General features: G+C 53.9%; 19 protein-coding genes. 15 read left to right on the top strand and 4 right to left on the bottom strand.

From position 1 onward, the window contains the following. Positions 1-23 precede the first annotated feature (23 nt). From TH61_RS18350 to TH61_RS09335, 10 genes are all read left to right on the top strand, one after another. The gene (locus TH61_RS18350) at positions 24-578 is read left to right on the top strand and encodes a hypothetical protein (RefSeq protein ID WP_231862200.1); all 555 of its coding nucleotides are present in this window, start codon (positions 24-26) and stop codon (positions 576-578) included. A gap of 168 nt (positions 579-746) precedes the next feature. Continuing rightward, entirely contained in the window at positions 747-1,373 is a 627-nt protein-coding gene (locus tag TH61_RS09375; RefSeq protein WP_066508542.1) for a thioredoxin family protein, read from the top strand. Positions 1,374-1,377: 4 nt separating this feature from the next. Further along, positions 1,378-1,713 carry a hypothetical protein gene (locus TH61_RS09370; RefSeq protein WP_066508537.1) on the top strand — a complete coding sequence of 112 codons (336 nt, stop codon included), beginning with the start codon at positions 1,378-1,380 and terminating at the stop codon, positions 1,711-1,713. 98 nt (positions 1,714-1,811) lie between these two features. Then, a complete protein-coding gene (locus TH61_RS09365) occupies positions 1,812-2,372 on the top strand; it encodes an AraC family transcriptional regulator (RefSeq protein ID WP_071887824.1) in 561 nt (186 codons plus the stop codon). Positions 2,373-2,512: 140 nt separating this feature from the next. Then, positions 2,513-2,842, top strand: a complete 330-nt coding sequence (locus TH61_RS09360) for a four-helix bundle copper-binding protein (RefSeq protein WP_066508534.1) — start codon at positions 2,513-2,515, stop codon at positions 2,840-2,842. A 271-nt stretch (positions 2,843-3,113) separates the two neighbouring features. Continuing rightward, positions 3,114-4,031: a cation diffusion facilitator family transporter gene (locus TH61_RS09355; RefSeq protein WP_066508533.1), complete on the top strand. Its 918-nt coding sequence runs from the start codon at positions 3,114-3,116 to the stop codon at positions 4,029-4,031. A 105-nt stretch (positions 4,032-4,136) separates the two neighbouring features. Continuing rightward, positions 4,137-4,517: a four-helix bundle copper-binding protein gene (locus TH61_RS09350; protein ID WP_066508531.1), complete on the top strand. Its 381-nt coding sequence runs from the start codon at positions 4,137-4,139 to the stop codon at positions 4,515-4,517. Positions 4,518-4,704: 187 nt separating this feature from the next. Continuing rightward, positions 4,705-5,802 (top strand): NAD(P)/FAD-dependent oxidoreductase, encoded by a 1,098-nt coding sequence (locus TH61_RS09345; RefSeq protein ID WP_066508530.1) that lies wholly within the window; start codon positions 4,705-4,707, stop codon positions 5,800-5,802. A 156-nt stretch (positions 5,803-5,958) separates the two neighbouring features. After that, positions 5,959-8,199, top strand: coding sequence for a cation-translocating P-type ATPase (locus tag TH61_RS09340; protein ID WP_066508529.1), 2,241 nt, complete (start codon positions 5,959-5,961; stop codon positions 8,197-8,199). Between the two features lie 68 nt (positions 8,200-8,267). Further along, complete coding sequence (locus tag TH61_RS09335) at positions 8,268-8,480, top strand: heavy-metal-associated domain-containing protein (protein ID WP_066508527.1); 213 nt, start codon at positions 8,268-8,270, stop codon at positions 8,478-8,480. A 54-nt stretch (positions 8,481-8,534) separates the two neighbouring features. Here the strand turns inward: TH61_RS09335 and TH61_RS09330 are convergent, their stop codons facing one another. After that, complete coding sequence (locus TH61_RS09330; protein WP_066508525.1) at positions 8,535-8,828, bottom strand: YciI family protein; 294 nt, start codon at positions 8,826-8,828, stop codon at positions 8,535-8,537. 192 nt (positions 8,829-9,020) lie between these two features. On the opposite strand from TH61_RS09330, the gene TH61_RS09325 reads away from it, so the two are divergent. Next, positions 9,021-10,766: a hypothetical protein gene (locus TH61_RS09325; RefSeq protein ID WP_197464027.1), complete on the top strand. Its 1,746-nt coding sequence runs from the start codon at positions 9,021-9,023 to the stop codon at positions 10,764-10,766. A 199-nt stretch (positions 10,767-10,965) separates the two neighbouring features. Here TH61_RS09325 and TH61_RS09320 read toward each other — a convergent pair whose 3' ends face one another. Continuing rightward, positions 10,966-11,178 carry a hypothetical protein gene (locus tag TH61_RS09320; RefSeq protein WP_157600675.1) on the bottom strand — a complete coding sequence of 71 codons (213 nt, stop codon included), beginning with the start codon at positions 11,176-11,178 and terminating at the stop codon, positions 10,966-10,968. Between the two features lie 63 nt (positions 11,179-11,241). On the opposite strand from TH61_RS09320, the gene TH61_RS09315 reads away from it, so the two are divergent. After that, positions 11,242-13,449 carry a radical SAM protein gene (locus TH61_RS09315; protein WP_066512740.1) on the top strand — a complete coding sequence of 736 codons (2,208 nt, stop codon included), beginning with the start codon at positions 11,242-11,244 and terminating at the stop codon, positions 13,447-13,449. Positions 13,450-13,510: 61 nt separating this feature from the next. On the opposite strand, the gene TH61_RS09310 is transcribed toward TH61_RS09315, so the two are convergent. Continuing rightward, positions 13,511-14,404: a DUF6624 domain-containing protein gene (locus tag TH61_RS09310; RefSeq protein WP_071887823.1), complete on the bottom strand. Its 894-nt coding sequence runs from the start codon at positions 14,402-14,404 to the stop codon at positions 13,511-13,513. Between the two features lie 79 nt (positions 14,405-14,483). Beyond that, positions 14,484-15,011: a GNAT family N-acetyltransferase gene (locus TH61_RS09305; RefSeq protein WP_157600674.1), complete on the bottom strand. Its 528-nt coding sequence runs from the start codon at positions 15,009-15,011 to the stop codon at positions 14,484-14,486. Between the two features lie 221 nt (positions 15,012-15,232). Between TH61_RS09305 and TH61_RS09300 the strand changes: the two genes are divergently transcribed. Genes TH61_RS09300 through TH61_RS09290 form a run of 3 tightly spaced genes read left to right on the top strand, consistent with a single transcriptional unit; the run spans position 15,233 to position 19,129 of the window. Further along, complete coding sequence (locus TH61_RS09300) at positions 15,233-15,886, top strand: (2Fe-2S)-binding protein (protein WP_066508520.1); 654 nt, start codon at positions 15,233-15,235, stop codon at positions 15,884-15,886. Then, positions 15,883-16,866, top strand: a complete 984-nt coding sequence (locus TH61_RS09295; RefSeq protein ID WP_066508518.1) for a xanthine dehydrogenase family protein subunit M — start codon at positions 15,883-15,885, stop codon at positions 16,864-16,866. The genes TH61_RS09300 and TH61_RS09295 overlap by 4 nt, the downstream gene beginning before the upstream one ends. Positions 16,867-16,879: 13 nt before the next feature. After that, positions 16,880-19,129, top strand: coding sequence for a xanthine dehydrogenase family protein molybdopterin-binding subunit (locus TH61_RS09290; RefSeq protein ID WP_066508516.1), 2,250 nt, complete (start codon positions 16,880-16,882; stop codon positions 19,127-19,129). Positions 19,130-19,185 lie beyond the last annotated feature (56 nt).

The raw sequence follows: 19,185 nt of genomic DNA, 5'->3' as shown, positions 1-19,185 counted from the left end.
CTTAAGATAAGGAGATAGAAATCATGAAAGGAAGTGGAAACAGCCCCAAGCAGAACAGACCAACCCAAGACAACAGCTGGCAGGCAGAGCGCGCGCAAGACCAGAACGCGGGCCAGAACAACAGCAACCGCCACAACAATAATCCAGAGAATAAAGGCTCTGCCCACAAGGCCAGCACGTACAGTCACCAGCACCCAGACGGCAGCAGCCATCAAAATACTGGCAACGCCAACCAACAGAACACCAACATGGGCGCGGGCGTGAGCGGAAGACCCAACAACACCAGCAACGATAGCTCCATTGACAGCAAAAACGCCCCTAAGTTTCAAGACGGACCGGTAGCCGGCGGCGCAGACAACACCCGCGGGGAGAACGTACCGTCCAGAGAAGGACAAAGCGGCGGCGCCAAGAAAGGCAAGTTTGACCCAGAAGCCAAAAGCCCGCAAGGCTCCAACGCCAATTGGTCAGATACCCGCGGCGCCGACAGCTCTGACAAGGAGTTCAAGAACAACCAGCCCAACGCCAGCACCTTGAAAGGGCATAAGAGCAATGAGAACCTGGGCAACGAAAAAGAATAAACTAGACCCTTTTGAAGGCAGCCGTTTTTGGCCTGTTTTCCAGAAAAGACCCGAAAATCAGTTTCGGGTCTTTTCTTTTTATAACCGCTCTCCTGCTTTCTGTTCTTGGGTGGTGGCCGGCAATGCGTATCTTCGTATATAGTTTCTCATACACTACCTCCACTTCTCATGGAAGCCAACCCCAATGTGATCACCCCAGAAGTATTAGCCCAAGGCCTTTCCTTCTCTCACTACATGGACCAGGTGCGCGAGGCCGTGGCCCAGAACAGAACCACCGGACTGGAGCAGTCACGCCTTCTAACGGATGTCACCAAGAACAACGTGGCCATCATGGAGCGCACCTACCAGACGCCTCTTCTACCCGAGTTGGTGCACCTGGTGCAGAGCCTCCCTACGCCTATGATTTGGCTGATCATCACCGAAGGCTGGTGCGGGGACGCGGCGCAGAACGTGCCTATCTTGGCGGCCATTGCAGAGAAATCTTCACACATCACGTTCCTGACCATCCTGCGCTCAGAGCACCCGGCAGTCATGGACGCCTACTTGACCAACGGCGGAAAAAGCATTCCCAAGCTTATCTGCTTGGATGCCCGTACCCTGCAGCCCTTGGGTTCATGGGGACCGCGCCCGCAAGCCTTACAGGAGGCCATTCTGCCGCTCAAGAAAAGTAATCTGCATATTCTGGAAACCATCAGGCTGGCGCAAGAAATCTCAGACGCAGACCAAGGCCAGTCTTTGCAAAAGGAGTTGTTAACGTTTATCCCGGCGTGGGTGCAGGCCGCCCAGTCCCTATAAGTGTATGGCGAAGACCGTAAAACCTCTAAAGCGCCATCCGTTTGAGCGCCCCTGGAAAAGAGATTTACTCATTACCAGCCTCATCTCCATGCTGCTGGCCATGGCTGTTCTGCTGTACGCCTTCGGCCTCACAGATGATTTCATTCTGCGCCTGTTCAACGCCTTTGCTGGTATTTTCATTCTGCTGGCGGGTACGGCTTTGGTGGTAGTGCCGTCGGTGAACTGGGTTTTTGCCCGTTTCTCTAAAAAGAGGCCAAAAACGGCCAACACCACTGCTCCCAAACGCAATGCACCCAAGCAGAATACCTTCAAGAGCCCTTCACAGAGTCGCGAGTATTAAGGTCCGTGTCTGGCTGGGCACCTCCTTTGAATTTTATTTGTTGAGGAATAGAACCATTTCCACATCTTCACATCTCCAAATTTTCAAATCATCCTCCCATGCAACAGCTCCACATAAAGAACATGGTTTGCCCGCGGTGCATAGCCACCGTGACAGAGGTGTTGTCTGGACAGGGCTTACAGGTGCAGGAAGTGAAACTAGGCGAGGCGCTAGTGGAGGGCGAGGTGCACACAGACCATTTGCAATCAGCCTTGCAACAGCATGGCTTTGAACTCTTGCAAGAGAAAGACGAACAGCTCACCGACCTCATCAAAACCACTCTGTTAGAGTACCAACAGCATCTGGAGGAGGAATACCAACCCATCACCACTTCGGTGTATCTAGCAGAGAAACTGGGCATGTCTTACCAACATTTAAGCAAAGTCTTCTCCCAGCACACCGGTACCACCATTGAGAAATACCTCATTAAACTCAAGATTGAACGCGTCAAAGAACTCATCTCTTATGGAGAGCTGACTTTGAGCGAAATTGCCTTCAAGCTGCAATACAGCAGCGTGCAGCACCTGTCCAACCAGTTTAAGAAAGTGACGGGCGTCTCTGTGACAGACTACAAAAAAGACCCGTCTGTAGCGCGCCTCCCGCTGGACAACCTTACCTAAGCCAACGCCCGATTTTATTTCTGAACAACGCCCCTTAACCCGAAGGCGTAAAGCGTTAGTACCCGCTACTGAGAAGTAGCTGTTGGTACTACAGGAGTGTGTATGTGCCTAATCCATGTTTCATTTAAAACTATGATCTAATGCACCAATCACAAAACCGAACCGCCATTGATGCCCTCCAAGAATGTATTTTAGCCTGTGAGCACTGCGCCAGCGCCTGTCTGCAGGAAGAAGACGTGAAAATGATGGCCCGCTGCATCGCCATGGACCGTGACTGCGCCGATGTCTGCCGCCTGACCATGATGCTCTTGGCCCGCGGCTCTGAGCACGGCAAGCACCTATTGCGGGAGTGCATAGAAGTCTGCGAAGCCTGCGCCGCCGAATGTGGCAAACACCACCATGAACCCTGCCAGCAATGCGCAGAAGCGTGTCGTCGTTGCACCGAGGCCTGTCGTTCTCTGGCGGCTTAATCTATTATTTTTTTGAATCAAGAACGAGACAGCCGGCTGGCACCGGCTGTCTCGTTTGGTGTTTAGCCTTATTGGGTATCCCATTTTCTAGCTATTTTCCAGAAAATAAGCCAAAAACGAATTCCTATATGCACTTCCTACCTTTAACCGAATTATGTAATGGCTATACTCTAATTCTGTAACAGCCACAACCGTACATTCTCTTTCATTTGCCTTGGTGAACAGTTGAACAAACAGGATACGTATACCCAAAAGGACCAAAGGAATAGAAATGGAGCATTCGCATAGTCATTCACACGCGCACGCGTTACCGGCCGGCGGCAATCTGAACAAGGCCTTTGGGTGGGGCATAGCGCTCAATATATTGTTTGTCTTGGTAGAGGCAGGTGCCGGTTGGTACTACAACTCCTTGGCTTTGCTCACAGACGCGGGTCATAACCTCACAGACGTGGTAAGCTTGCTACTAGCCTTTTTTGCGATCAAGCTTTCGCAACGAAAACCTACTGAGCGCTTCACCTACGGCTATGGCAAAACCACTACCCTAGTCTCCTTGCTCAACGCCATTCTGCTCATGCTGGCCGTGGGCGCCATAGGCTGGGAAGCCATCGGCCGTTTGGGTACGTCGCCTGAACTCAATGGGGCTGCCATTTCTATAGTAGCCGTGATTGGGATTGCCATCAATGCCGGCACCGCCTTGCTTTTCTTCCGGAACAAAGAGCATGACATCAACGTGAAGGGAGCCTACCTGCACATGGCCGCCGATGCACTGGTGAGTCTGGGCGTAGTGGTGGCGGGTCTTATCATGCGCTACACTGGTTGGTTCTGGATTGATGCCGTCTTGAGTTTGATTATTGTGGGCATCATTGTCTGGAGTACCTGGGGCTTACTAAAAGAATCTTTGCGCCTGTCCCTAGACGCCGTGCCGCAGGGCATTGACTTGAAAGCGATTCAAACCTATTTACGCCAAGTGCCCGGAGTGGAGCAAATCCATGATCTGCACGTCTGGGCCATGAGCAGCACCGAGAATTCGCTCACCGCGCATTTAGTGGTCACAGATGCGTACCAAGACGAGCAATTGTCTACCATTAGAACAGAGCTGAAAGAGCATTTTCAGATTCAGCACGTGACCATTCAGGTAGAACGTGGCACCATGCCTTTGGCCTGTGAACAAGCCGAGGCACATCATTAAAATGACTGGTCTCCAATTTTCGGCTGTTTCCCAGAAAACAGGCTAAAAACGGCGGTCCCCTTTTGGAGCAGGTGCGTATAGAAGAAGAGACCAAACTAGAAGCCTATGCGTACCGAGTATAAACCGGCCATTGATGCCCTATTGGCCTGTATTGCGGCCTGCGACCATTGTGCCACCGCCTGCCTCCAGGAAGAAGAGGTCAAGAAAATGGCGCGCTGTATTCACCTGGACCTGGACTGCGCCGACTACTGCGGACTGGCGGCCTCGTTCCTGTCCAAAGGTTCCGAACACGCCCGTCTGGTGCTCAGGCAGTGCGTTGAAATCTGCGAGGCCTGCGCCGTGGAGTGTGAACGCCATGCCCACGAGCATTGTATAGCCTGCGCCCAAGCTTGCAGAAACTGCATTGAAGCATGCCAGGAACTCATCCCCAAATCAGACCCCTTAAGTGAACTGTTGGCCGCGGCCAGTAGCTCAGAATCAGCATAAGGTTTTTGGCCTGTTTTCCAGAAACCAGCCTAAAAACGACTTTTATAGAACTCCCTTATGCGCCAAGTGTGAGGGAGTTTTCTTTTGCATGGAGTGTTTCACCAAATCATGTACTTCTTTGGCTAAATTGTGTACAAGCGCGGTCAGGTTCAAAGGCTAGTTTTGCTTTTCAAATGCACCGTTCCCCATGCAAGTACCAGACACCTTTACGGGCTCAACCCCACTGTATGACGTCCTCATTATTGGCACAGGGCAGGCGGGCTTGGCCACAGGCTATTACCTGAAAGGCCAAGGTAGACACTTCTTGATAGTAGAAGCCGCGGCCAGCATAGGTCATTCCTGGCGAAGCCGCTACGATTCCCTGACGCTGTTCACGCCAGTAGAATACTGTCAACTGCCCGGCCTGCCCTTGCGGCTGCCCACAGGCCACTACCCCTCCAAAGACCAAATAGCAGACTACTTGGAGCAATATGCCCAGCATTTTCAACTACCTATCGCCTTCAGGCAAAGAGTGACCTCCGTTTCCAAAAGGGATGGCGTATTTACAGTAAAAACCAACAACCAGACGTTTCAGGCCAGGCAAGTAGTTATCGCCACGGGACCATTCCAGAAACCCTACATCCCCAGTTACACCACTTCGCTTAATCCAGAAGTAGTGCAACTGCACAGCGCTCATTACCGCAGCCCAAGCCAGTTGCCTATCGGGCCGGTGCTGGTGGTAGGCGCTGGAAACTCTGGCGCGCAGATTGCCGTGGAACTGTCCCGAACCCATGCCGTGCACTTGTCCATCCGGAAGAAGCTTACGTTTTCCTCGTTGAAAAAATGGGGCAAGAGCGTCTTTTGGTGGGGCACTAAAACCGGGGCCTTGTTTGCTCCTCCTTCTACGTTCCTGGGTAAAAAGCTGTACCGCCAGCAAGACGTCATCTATGGCCGAGAACTGGAAAAGGCAATTGCCCACGGTGAGGTGAAAGTTTGTCCAGAGATTGCTGGCTTTGAAGGTAAAGAGGTATTCTTTAAAGATGGAAGCCAACTCGCCTTCCACAGCATCATCTGGGCCACCGGCTTTCAACCTGATTATTCCTGGCTACAAATAGAAGATGCTTTAGACCGACTGGGCGCGCCCCTGCAGCACAAAGGCATCAGTGCGATGCCGGGCTTGTTCTACGTGGGGCTCTCCTGGCAAACCTCCCGCAGCTCTGCCCTGCTCCTGGGAGCCGGCCGCGACGCCCAGTTTATCACAACGCAACTCGCCAGCAACGTCCCCTATTCTGAGGCTGCTAGTTAACCGGAATCGTTTTTAAGGTGTTTTCTGGAAAAGAGGCTAAAAACGAAGGTCCCGGTTAAAATTATGTAAGTCTGGTATACAAAGCTGTAACGCTTGCGCCTCTTGCTAGCGGTACCTTTGCTTTAGAAATTGAGATTAGACGTAAAGAAAAACGATATGGCAACACTCACCAAACCAACAAAGGGCGTCGTGAAAGAGACCTTCCCGGTGGAGGGCATGACCTGCGCGGCCTGCGCCGGAAGCGTGGAGTCCATGCTCCAGGCCCAGCCCGGCGTGCAGAGCGCGGCGGTGAACTTCGCGGGTAAGACCGTGCTGGTGGAATACGCCCCGGGCACCGACCTCTCCTCTTTACAAAAGGCCCTGCAGAGCGTAGGCTATGACCTACTCATCCAGAAAGAAGAAGCCACCCCAGAAGCCCAGCAAGCCCGCGAGCAGGAAGCCTACGCACAGATCAAAAGCAAAACCGTTTGGGCTATTCTGCTGTCATTGCCGGTGGCCGTCATAGGCATGTTCTTCCACCACCTACCCTACGGCAACTGGATCATGTTACCCCTCTCCATTCCGGTGGTATTCTGGTTTGGCCGGAGCTTTTTCATCAACGCGTTCAAGCAGGCCAGGCACGGCAAGGCCAACATGGACACCTTGGTGGCCCTGAGCACCGGCATCGCGTTTCTGTTCAGCGCCTTTAACACCATCTATCCGCAATTTTTCTTAGATAGAGGATTAGAGCCGCACGTGTACTATGAGGCGGCCACCGTCATCATCGCGTTCATTCTTTTGGGCAAACTGCTGGAGGAACGGGCTAAATCCCGGACCTCGGGGGCCATTAAAAAGCTGATGGGCTTGCAACCTAAATCGGTGAAGGCTTTGCGCAACGGCCAGGAGATTGAACTGCCTATTGAACAAGTGTTGGTAGGGGATTTGCTGATCATCAGGCCCGGCGAGAAGATCCCCGTGGATGGCAAAGTGCTGAGCGGAACTTCTTACCTGGATGAAAGCATGATCAGCGGCGAACCCATGGCCGTGGAGAAGAACGCCGGCGACCAGGTTTTTACCGGCACCATCAACCAGAAAGGTAGTCTGCAGATTACCGCTGAGAAGATTGGCGCCCAGACGCTGCTGGCGCAGATCATCAAAATGGTGCAGGAGGCGCAAGGGTCTAAAGCCCCCGTACAGAAACTGACGGACAAAGTGGCGGGTATCTTCGTACCGGTGGTGATGGGGATTGCGCTGTTGAGCTTCGCGGCCTGGTACTTTTTGGGCGGTGACAATGCCACCACACATGCCTTGCTAGCCTTGATTACCGTCTTGATCATTGCTTGTCCGTGTGCCTTGGGTTTGGCTACGCCTACCGCCATCATGGTGGGCGTGGGCCGTGGCGCGGAAAATGGCATCCTCATTAAAGACGCCGAAAGCCTGGAAACCGCCCACAAGCTCACGGCCATCGTCTTGGACAAAACGGGCACCATCACCAAAGGCAAACCCGAAGTCACCGACCTGCTCTGGACCGCACTCTCAGAAAAACAGGCAGAGCTTGCCAGCGTGCTCTTGGCCATGGAAAACCAAAGCGAGCACCCTTTAGCCGAGGCCGTGTCCAAGCACTTGACTGCTGAGGGAGTCAAAGCGGTTACCTTAGACCATTTTGAAAGCGTGACCGGCCGCGGCGTACAGGCGCAGCACCAGGGGCAAACGTATTGGCTGGGCAACGAAAAGCTGATGCAGGAGAACAACCTCCGTTTTTCACCTGATTTACAGGAAACAGCCCAAAAACTAAAGTCAGAGGCCAAGACTGTAGTCTACGCCGCCACGCAAGATGAAGTGGTGGCGCTCATTGCCATCGCTGATGCTATTAAAGACACCTCACACCAAGCCGTGCAGGAGTTACAGGCCTTAGGCTTACAAGTCTACATGCTCACCGGCGACAATGCCCAAACAGCCGCCGCAGTGGCCAAGCAGGTAGGTTTGCAACACTACAAAGCTGAGGTGATGCCGCAAGACAAAGCCGATTTCATAATAGAACTGCAGGCCCAGGGACAAGTGGTGGGCATGGTGGGCGACGGCATCAATGACTCGCAGGCGCTGGCGCTGGCAGACGTGGGCATTGCCATGGGCCGCGGCACCGACATTGCCATGGACGTGGCCAAGATCACGCTCATGCACTCAGACCTCAGTTCCATTGCCAAGGCCATCAAGTTGAGCAAAGCCACCGTACGCACCATCCATCAGAATCTTTTCTGGGCCTTCATTTACAACGTGATTGGCATACCCGTTGCGGCAGGACTTCTCTACCCAATCTGGGGATTTCTGCTGGACCCAATGCTGGCGGGCGCGGCCATGGCCTTGAGCTCAGTGTCTGTGGTGACCAACAGTTTACGGCTGCGTTCGTTAAAATTGTAAGGGCAGGGCAAAAGCAGAAACCTCTATTTCAGACCAATTTCTAATTCGTAATTTTTAATTCTAAAAAGATGAGCACGCATAGATTCAAGACCAATATCAAGTGTGGTGGTTGCATTAGCACCGTCACTCCTATTCTGGACAAGACCCCCGGTATTTACAACTGGGAAGTAGACACCAACACACCAGACAAGGTGCTGACCGTAGAAGGTGACGCCTCTTCTGAGGCCATCATTTTAGCGGTGGAACTGGCTGGCTACACAGCCGTTGAGATAGACGCGTAACATAAGGTTTTCTTTAAAAGCAAAAGGCCATCCTTATGGGATGGCCTTTTGCTTTTAGGAGGATGCCAGCAAACCTTGCAAGCCTGCTTCGGCACGGGACGCTACAAACTCAATCACCCGTACATCTGCCAGATCTTGGTACACAAACGGGTCTTCTTGCATTAGGGCTTCTATGTGTGCTTTGCTGTCTGCCTGGCAGAAGATGAGGCCGCCGTCACGTGGAACCTTACGCCCCGAGGCCAGGAAATTGCCCAGCGCATAGTTCTTTTCCAGAAACGCCATGTGCTCGGCCATGAAAGGGTCAACCTCAGTAAGCGAGACTTTGTAGGTGAGTTCTATGATAAACATATCGTGAGTTTTAAAGTGATGGGCAAAGCTAACCGTTCTCCTCGTTTTTAGCTTGTTTCTCAGAAAATAGGGCAAAAACGGCACTCACCTAAATCTGAATTTTGCACAAGTCTTACCAAATGGTGTTAAACAATAGGGCCTGTCATCCGTTTTCTTTGTAGCAGTACATCCCTCACCTAAACAACTGCTGTTATGAGAACGATTTTCACCATAGCCATAGCCAGTTTGCTCAGTGTCTACACGGCAACTGCGCAACATGAGCACCACACCCCGCCGCCTGCCAAAAAGGAAAAGAAGCAGGAAGTAAAACCTGCAACTACCCCCAAGAAAGCAACTCAACCGGTGGTTAAACCGAAGGCCAAACCTTCTAAGTCTGGTCAAATAAAGAACAAACCGGCCCCGCCGCCTGCTCAGAAAAAAGCCACTCCGGCGGCAAAGCCTAAGCCCAAGACCACTCCTTCCATCATGGATCACTCCCAGCATAATGGAATGGATTCCGCGCAAATGCACCAACACCACAACATGATGGCAGACAGCATGAACCGGGCAAAAAAGATGGAGCACGCCGGCCATGACATGATGTCTCAGGACAGCACAAAGTCTCTTGAACACCACACCGGCATGATGATGGAAGAAGGCTCCAAGCCACAGGACACCACCCAGCACGCAGGCATGCAGCACGGTGCCGGCGGCATGAGCCATGCCTTTTCCCGCAACCTGCCCATGAACCGGAACGGCTCCGGGACCAGTTGGCACCCAGACGCCACGCCCATGTACGGCTACATGAAACACACCGGCCCTTGGATGCTCATGTTCCACGGTCAAGTGTGGCTGCGCTACAACAAGCAGGACATTTTTGACAAAGGCTCAAGAGGAGATTCGCAACTGGACGCGCCCAACTGGTTTATGGGCATGGCCCAGCGCAACATTGGCAACCGTGGACTATTGCGTTTCAGTGTGATGATGAGCCTGGATGAACTGTCCATGGGCGACCGCGGCTATCCCCTGCTGTTCCAGAGCGGCGAAACCTACGGCGGCGGCAAGCGCCTGGTGGACCGCCAGCATCCGCATGACTTGTTCTCAGAAATAAGCGTGGGCTATACGCACATGGTAAATGAGGACGTGGATGTATATGGGTTCTTCGGGTACCCGGGTGAGCCGGCTGTGGGGCCGCCGGTGTTCATGCACCGCATCTCGGCGTTCAACAACCCAGAGTCGCCGCTGGGCCACCACTGGCAGGACGCTACGCACATCACGTTTGGGGTGGCCACGGTGGGGCTTCGGTACAAGCAATTCAAATTGGAAGGCTCTAACTTCACGGGCCGCGAACCTGATGAGAACCGCTATGACTTTGACAAAGCCCGCTTTGACTCCTACGCCGCCCGCCTGTCGTATAACCCGTCAGAGAATTGGGCCTTGCAGGTGTCTAACGGCTGGCTGAAAAGCCCGGAATCCATTGAGCCCGACGAAAACGTGACCCGCACCACGGCCTCTGCCTTGTACAGCCGTGCCTTGCCCGGCGGCGGTGACCGCTTCTTCACCTCGGCGTTCATCTGGGGCTACAACGGCGGTGACCATCACCAGGAGCACTCCGGCATCGCCGAAGCCAATCTCCAACTAGACAGGACCGCCGTGTACGGCCGCTACGAGTTTGTGCAGAAGACACCCGGCGAGCTGGACTTGACCGACCAATTCGACCACCACGACATCTTCAATGTGCACGCCCTGACTGTGGGCACCAGCCAGCGCGTGGCCAACTTCGCCAACACCTATTTGACGGTGGGCGTGCAGGCCACCGTCTTCGCGCCAGATGAGAAACTGAAACCGCTGTATGGCAAAACGCCTATCTCTGGTGAAATCTACTTGCGCTTAAATCCTGGCCTGATGATGGGCGGCGGAATCAAGAAAGCTTCTGGCGGTATGCAACACCAGCATTAGACTCAATGCATATAAATAGTAAATCTGTTTTTGGCCTGTTTCCTGGAAAACAGGCTAAAAACAGATTTCTTTTTGACCTCATTTTGTATCCCCCTTTGAAGGGGGTAGGGAGATGACAAGAGGCGCGAGGATATACCAAGGCTCTTGCCAAACGCGGGAAATATCAGAGCCGGAATATTAAGTTTTCCAACATATATAATTATCCCCTACCCCCTTCAAAGGGGGACGAAATGCTTATTTTCTTCATGGGATTTAATGCAGCAACAATATTACCTTCTCCGCTTTTGTAACGGAAAGCTATCGTACTCCTTCCATCGAACTCAATCTTCCACTCTGCTGTTTTCCTCTCACCTGTGCTTTTTTCATTTTCCTCCTGATTTCCAGAAATCAGGCCGAAAACGGATTTATTCAAACGCAGGGCTCTGACTTCAAGACTCAGCACTCTTTATAGTACCTTTGCACAAATTTGATTCCCTTGACGCCTTCGCCCAAAATCCTGCTCATCACGCCGCCGCTCACGCAGTTGAACACACCGTACCCCGCCACTGCCTACATCAAGGGCTTTCTGCGCGGACGCGGGTTTGACGTCACCCAGGCAGACTTCGGGTTGGAGTTGGTGCTGCGGCTGTTCTCCAAGAAAGGGTTGAACCAGGTGTTTCAAGCTATTCTGGACGGCGCATATGAGGTATCTGATAACAGTCAGCGCATGCTGCGGCTCCGGAAGTCGTACCTGGACACCATTGAGCCAGTCATCAAGTTTCTACAGGGCCGTGACAGCACCTTAGCGCACCCCATTGCCATGGGAAGCTTTCTACCAGAGGCCAGCCGGTTTTTGCAGCTAGCAGATTTGGAGGAAGCCTTCGGGACGATGGGTATTTCTGATAAAGCCCGTCACCTGGCCACGCTGTACTTAGAAGACCTGGCAGATTTAATCAAGGAGACCGTTTGTCCGCATTTCGGGTTTAGCCGCTACGCCGACAAGCTGGCCATGAGCGCCACGTCTTTTGACCCACTGGAGAATGAGTTGCAGACGGCACCCAACCTGGTAGACCAGATGCTCGTGGAGATTCTGGACGAGCGCCTGCAGGAAGTGCAGCCAGACGTGGTGGGTTTCTCGGTGCCTTTTCCGGGCAACCTGTACGGGGCCCTGCGTCTGGCCCAATTGATTAAACAGAAGTACCCGCACATCAAAACCCTGCTGGGCGGCGGCTACCCGAACACCGAACTCAGGACCTTGCGCGAGCCGCGGGTGTTCAACTACATAGATTTTATCACGCTGGATGACGGCGAAGGCCCTTGGCTCAAACTTCTGGAGTATTTTCAAGGCCAGCGTGACATCGCCCAACTGCAACGTACCTTCCTGCTCCAGAACGGCGAAGTCACATATATCAATGGCGCGACGGATGCTGATATTCCGCACGCCGAGGTAGGCACGCCGGATTACAGCGATTTAAAAATCCATGAATACCTGAGCGTGGTGGAAGTGCTCAACCCCATGCACCGCCTCTGGAGTGACGGCCGCTGGAACAAGCTCACCATCGCGCACGGCTGCTACTGGAAACGCTGCTCCTTTTGTGACATCACCTTAGACTATATTTCGCGGTATGAGACCGCGCCGTCTACTTTGCTGGTAGACCGCATTGAGCAGATTATTGCGCAGACGGGCCAGACCGGTTTCCATTTCGTGGATGAGGCCGCTCCTCCCCTGGCCCTGCGTGACTTGGCCATTGAATTGTTGCGCCGCGGCGTGAAGATTACCTGGTGGGGCAACATCCGGTTCGAGAAAACCTTCAGCGCAGACCTTTGTCGGTTATTGGCCGAGAGCGGTTGTATTGCCGTGTCCGGTGGGTTGGAAGTAGCCTCTGATAGATTGCTGGCCAAGATGGAGAAAGGGGTGAGTATTGCGCAAGTCGCCCGCGTAACCCGCGACTTTACCGCTGCCGGTATTATGGTGCACGCGTATTTAATGTACGGCTTCCCGACGCAGACTGCGCAAGAGACCATGGATTCTTTGGAAGTAGTGCGCCAGTTGTTTGAGCAGAACGTAATCCAGTCTGGTTATTGGCACCGGTTCTCCATGACGGCGCATAGCCCCGTGGGCAAGAACCCCGAGAAATACGGCGTGGTGAAAGTAGGCCCCGAGCCTGGCTTGTTCGCGGACAATGACCTGTGGCACGAGGACCCGCAAGGCGCTGACCATGAACTGTATGGCCCCGGCCTGGCCAAGGCGCTCTACAATTTCATGCACGGCATCGGCTTGGAAGAGCCGCTTTCCTTTTGGTTTGATTTCAAGGTGCCCCGCGCCTCGCACCCAAAGAACATGATTGCCCAAGCGGTAGAAGCCATCGGTAAACCAGATTCTGAGAAGCAGAACCTGCGGGTGCTGTGGTTGGGTAATGCGCCAGAGATAAAAGTGGAGATGAAGACCAAGAAAGGCCGAACCTTCCACAACGCCCTGCTCACCTTCACCGAGAAAACCGAGGAGTACGAAATCAAGACGTCGCCGGAGGTGGGGCAATGGCTGCATACGTGGCTCACGCGTCTCTCTGAGGACTACGGCACCAAGTTCCTGCTCAAAGACCTAGCCGCTGACTACCCCGAAGGCCAGCCGTTCACCTTCCAGGAATTCCTGATTACGGATACCTGGCTGGACTTGCGCGAGCGGGGACTGTTGGTGGTCTAAGCGTTTTTGGCCTGATTTCTGAAAATCAGGCCAAAAACGTCAATAGCTCTTCTGTTAAACCTTACTGGTTGAATAGTTTCAGGTACTCGCTGATGGGGCCCAGGCCCATTTCGGCGCGGCGCTTATCCAGGTTGGCCTCGTCTTCTACTTTGTACAGCTCATACTTTTTGGTGGTGGGGTTCATCTGCATCTGGCTACCGTAGAGTTGGGGCAGGCCGCGGTTCATGCGTACGCGGTCTTCCATGAGAGCCAGACTGCTTTTAGAGGCCTCGCCTTTGGCGGCGGCTTCTCTCAATAGAGGGAGGTATTTCTCCATGGTCTCGCGGTCTGAGTGCTGAATGACCAGAAACGCCGCCTGGCTGGCCTGTTGTCCTACCAGGCTTTTACCCGGCCAACCATACTGGTTCAGAATGGCAATGAGCTGCTGTTTATTTTCCTCGTCCTGCTTATCAATCTTCGCCCAGATGTCCTTCCATTGCTGTGACTCCGTCCCGAAGTTCTTCTGAATAGAATCAAGCTGGCTGCGGTACATCTGGTCCGTGACGTAGATTTTCTCCAGTTGTGCTTTCAAAGGCTTGTTGTAGTTGGCCTCTAATTTGGCCAGGCGCGTGTCTAAGTCCTGAATGAGGTTGGGCCAGCGCTTGTCTGCATGGAGGCTTGCCAAGTCTGTGTCTTTCTGGAGGTGGGCCTTGTTTTCCCAGCCTTTGGCCACCGCTTGGTTTAAGTACCCAAACGCTTTGTCCTTCTCCCCGGCCAGCGCCCAGGAGCAGGCCGCGTTGTAATAGTCGGTGGCAGTGCCTTTCCCGGTTTTCAGGAATTGGTCATACAGCTGCCCAGAGGCTTTGTACTCTTTGCTCTGGTATTTGCCGAACGCGTCTGCGGCGGTTTGGGCTAAGGCCAGTTGGCTGCCGCTGAACAGCACCATGCATATAAGGGTTAGGAGTAGCTTTTTCATAGGTCTTGGGTTAGGTGGTGAAACTAATTTACCCAAAATCCAGAGAAAGGCGTAGACTTTAACACATTTTAACAACCTGTCACACTGCGCGTTGCATATACAAATCGCGTTGCACGTCCTGGCCCAGGACAAAGGTCAGTTCACCGGCTTCGGCAAAACCGTATTTGTGGTAAAACCGGATGGCGCGTTCGTTGCTTTCCCAGACCGTGAGCCACACCACGTCATGCCCGTTTTCTTGGGCGCGGTCCAAGCTCATCTGCATCAAGGTATCTCCCAATCCTCTGCCCGTCCAGGCCTGCAACAGGTATAAGCGGCTTATCTGAAAAGGCTTCTGTCCAGAGATTTCTTCAGGCGCAGGGCCGGTATTCCATTTCACATAGGCCACGGCCTCTTCTTCCACTTCTACGATTAGGAAAACGGTATGCGAGTCGGCTAGTTCTTCGGCCTGCAGGGCTGGGGTGTACATGGTTGGGTGGAACGCCTCCATGTCCTCGGGTTTGTTGTAGGCGGCAAAGGTTTCATCAAAGGTGCGCCAGCCTAGGTCTGCCAGTAACGCGGCATCATCAAGAGTGGCTATTCTAAAGGTAAAAGGAGTGGAAGGAGTCACGGGCAGAAATTCGTTTCCGCAAAGATACGACAAGGGAGTTCTGAGTTCTGATTTTGAGAAATCCGTTTTTGGCTTGTTTCAGAGAAATCAGGCCAAAAACGGACGCCTCAATAGACGAGCCGATAACTATCTATGTGCTTACATTAATTTAGACTGCTTCTAATAGCGCTCCTGCGTATTATTACTTTAGCAAACCTAACCAGTCACTCAATTCCCTCTATATGGCATTTGACAACGATTCTCCCCACGCGCTCCCTACCGGGGAGGATGGGCAATGCCCCAATGAAACCCGCCGAACATTCCTAAAACAATCCTCCCTCCTGACGGCCCTGGCCCTGGCGCCCACCGCCGCTATCAAAGCCGCCGACCTGAAACTGGAGGAGAAAGTGGCCGCCGCCTTTGAGCAGGTGAAGGTGACCCTGGACATAAACGGAAAAAAACACAAGCTTTCTATTGAGCCACGCACCACGCTCCTGGATTTACTGCGTGAGCAACTGCACCTGACCGGCACCAAGAAAGGCTGCGACTATGGCCAATGCGGCGCCTGCACCGTGCACGTAGATGGCCAGCGGGTGAACTCCTGCCTGACCTTGGCGGTGATGCAGGACGGCAAGGAAATCACTACCATTGAAGGTTTGGCCAAAGGCGATAACCTGCACCCCATGCAGGAGGCCTTCATCAAGCATGACGGTTTCCAGTGCGGGTACTGCACGCCGGGCCAGATTATGAGCGCGGTGGCCTGCATCAAAGAAGGCCACGCCGATTCTGACGACGAGATACGGGAGTTCATGAGCGGGAACATTTGTCGGTGCGGGGCTTATCCTAACATTGTGAATGCCATCAAAGAAGTGAAGAATGGAGGGTCACGCGTATGATTCCGTTCCAATATGTAAAGCCTAGCAAGGCGCAGGCGGCTATTGACACTGTCACCAAAGAACAGACGGCCATGTTCATTGCCGGCGGCACCAACCTCATTGACCTCATGAAACGCGGCGTCATGAACCCTGAGAAACTGGTGGACATCAACAAACTGCCCCTGCGTAAGATTGAGAAAGAAGACGGCGGCACGCGCATCGGGGCCTTGGCCTTGAACAGCGCCGTCGCGGAAGATAAGCTTATTCTGGAGAAGCACCCTCTGTTGGCGCAGGCCTTGAACGCGGGTGCCTCGGCGCAGCTCAGGAACATGGCCACGGTAGGCGGCAATTTGATGCAACGCGTACGCTGTCCCTACTTTTATGACACGGCCATGCCTTGCAATAAGCGCGAGCCCGGCACCGGATGCGCCGCGTTGGAAGGCTACAACCGCATGCACGCCATCTTCGGGCACAGTGACAAATGCATCGCTGTGAACCCCTCTGACATGAACGTGGCCTTGGTAGCCTTGGACGCTACCGTCTTGGTCTCTGGCCCTAAAGGCGACAGAAAAATTCCGTTTGTAGACTTTCACAGACTGCCCGGTGACACGCCGCATATTGACACCAACCTGCTGAAAGGCGAGTTGATTACGGAGGTCCAGATTCCGGAGAATCCCTACACCAAGAATGTGCATTACCTGAAAGTGCGGGACCGCAACTCGTATGCCTTTGCGTTGGTCTCGGCGGCGGTGGCCTTGGAGCTAAACGGTTCTACCATCAAATCAGCGAGGCTGGCGATGGGCGGCGTGGCGCATAAGCCGTGGCGCTTGACAGAAGCAGAACAGTTTCTGGCCGGCAAACCCGCCACGGAGGCCACGTTTAAGCAAGCCGCTGAGGTGGCCATGCGCGGCGCGAAGGCTTTTGAGCACAATAAATTCAAATTAGAACTCGGGCCCAATACGCTTGTACAGGCTTTGAAAAACGCGGCCGGCGCCGTTTAACCCTCTCCTAGATATGAAAGATTTGTTCTTCCAAGATAACGTGGGCAAGCCCATGGACCGGGTAGATGGCCGCCTCAAAGTAACCGGTGCCGCCAAATACTCCGCTGAATACCAGTTGCCCAACATGGCGCACGCTGTGCTGGTGGGCAGCACCATCGCCAAGGGCCGCATCAAAAGCATTGACACCAAACGCGCCGAAAACGCGCCCGGCGTCCTGGCGGTGTTGCACCATTTAAACGCGCCCAAAGTACCGGGCTATGTGCAGGCGTCTCACCCCACAGAGCCCAAGCCGGTAGGCCAGCCCTTGCGCGTATTCTTTGACAACCAGGTTTACTTTAACGACCAGCCCATTGCCGTAGTGGTGGCAGACACCCTGGAGCGTGCCCTATACGCGGCCAAACTGGTGAAGGCCCAATATGACGAAGAAAAACACGCCACGGATTTCAATAAGCAGGTAAAGGAAGCGGTGTTGCCCACGTCGGCGAAGCGCAACCCCAAGCACCCCTTGAATGACTACACCCGAGGCAAAGAGGACGCCTATAAAACCGAGAACTTAAAGGTAGAAGGCGAATACGTGATTCCTACGGAGGTGCACCACCCCATGGAACTGCAGGCCATCATCGCGCACTGGGAAGCCGACAACAAGCTCACCGTCTATGACAAAACACAGGCGGTCATTGGTACGCAGAACGCCTTTGCCAAGGACTGGGGAATCCCGGTGGAGAATGTGAAGGTGATTGCCACGTTTGTGGGCGGCGCCTTCGGGAATGGTTTGCACACCTGGCCGCATGAGACCGCCGCCATCATGGCTGCCAAGAAGGTAAACCGTCCCGTGAAGCTGATGCTCACGCGGGAGCAGATGTTTACTATGGTGGGTTATCGGCCGCACGCCTGGCAGAAGGTAGGCATGAGCGCCACGCCGCAGGGCAAAATCACCGCCATCACACATGAGGCCATCGGGCAGACGTCATCGTATGAGGAGTTCACCGAGAGCACCCTGCAGCAGACGCGCATGATGTACACCAGCCCCAACGTGACCACACGCTACCGTATTTTGCCGCTTGACATCTCTACGCCCATCTGGATGCGCGGCCCCGGCGAGGCTACCGGCGCGTTTGCTTTGGAATCTGCCATGGACGAGATGGCGCATGTACTAGGCATGGACCCGCTGGAATTCAGGTTACTTAACCACACCGACAAAGACCCGGAGCGCAACCTGCCTTGGTCTACTAAATACCTGACGGAGGCCATGAAGATGGGCGCCGACCGCATTGGATGGAACAAACGCCAGCTCAAACCTAGCTCTCTTAAAAACGGCGAATGGCTGGTGGGCTACGGCATGGGCGTGGGCACCTTCGGGGCGAACCGCGGACGGGCCGTGGTGCGTGCTACCTTGTACCCAGACAACAAACTGGTTTTGCAATGCGCGACTACGGACATCGGTCCTGGGACTGGCACGGCCATGGTCCAGATTGCCTCGCAGAACCTGGGGATTGCGACGGAGAACATCGTCTTTGAACTGGGTAGCTCTTTGTATCCGCCATCGCCTAGCCAAGGAGGCTCGGCCACTGTGGCCAGCGTTGGCTCTGCGGTGCATGCGGCGTGTATGGCGCTTAAGAAGAAGTTGACCACTATGGCGGCAGGCAATGCAGACTCCAGCTTTAAAGGAGCTACGGTAGATACGCTTACGTTCAAAGACGGCGCCCTTTCTGCCACCAACTCCCCTTCTACCCGCTTGAAGTACGAAGACATCTTAAAGCAACAGAAATTAACAGAATTAAAGGTCACCGAAGAATCCAAGCCAGACCCAGAGGCGCGCCAGAAATACTCTATGTACTCGTTCTCGGTGCATTTTGCCGAGGTGCAGGTGCACCCTATGACTGGCCAAATTAAGGTAACCAAACTGGTTTCCTGCGCAGACGCGGGTACCATCGTCAACCCGAAGACCGCGGGCAACCAGATGATTGGCGGCGCGGTGGGTGGCATCGGCATGGCCCTCACCGAAGGCACCGTCATGGACCACCGGTACGGCCGCTACGTGACCAAGGACCTGGCCGACTACCATTTGCCCGTGCACGCAGACGCGCCTAACATTGAGGCACTCTTCGTGAACAAGCCAGACCTCATTAACAACCCGAACGGCACCAAAGGTATCGGGGAGATTGCCACCATCGGGGTTGCCCCGGCCATTGCCAATGCCATCTTCAACGCCACGGGTAAGCGCATCAGGGAACTGCCTATCACGCCAGACAAGTTGATTTAACATGATGACTTTAAACGGAAAAGCCGCTCAACCTATTTGGTGAGCGGCTTTTCCAT

Source organism: Rufibacter sp. DG15C (assembly GCF_001577755.1).
Classification (GTDB): Bacteria; Bacteroidota; Bacteroidia; order Cytophagales; family Hymenobacteraceae; genus Nibribacter.
Note: the sequence above shows the minus strand (reverse complement) of the source record. Positions and strands in the feature narration are given on the sequence as shown.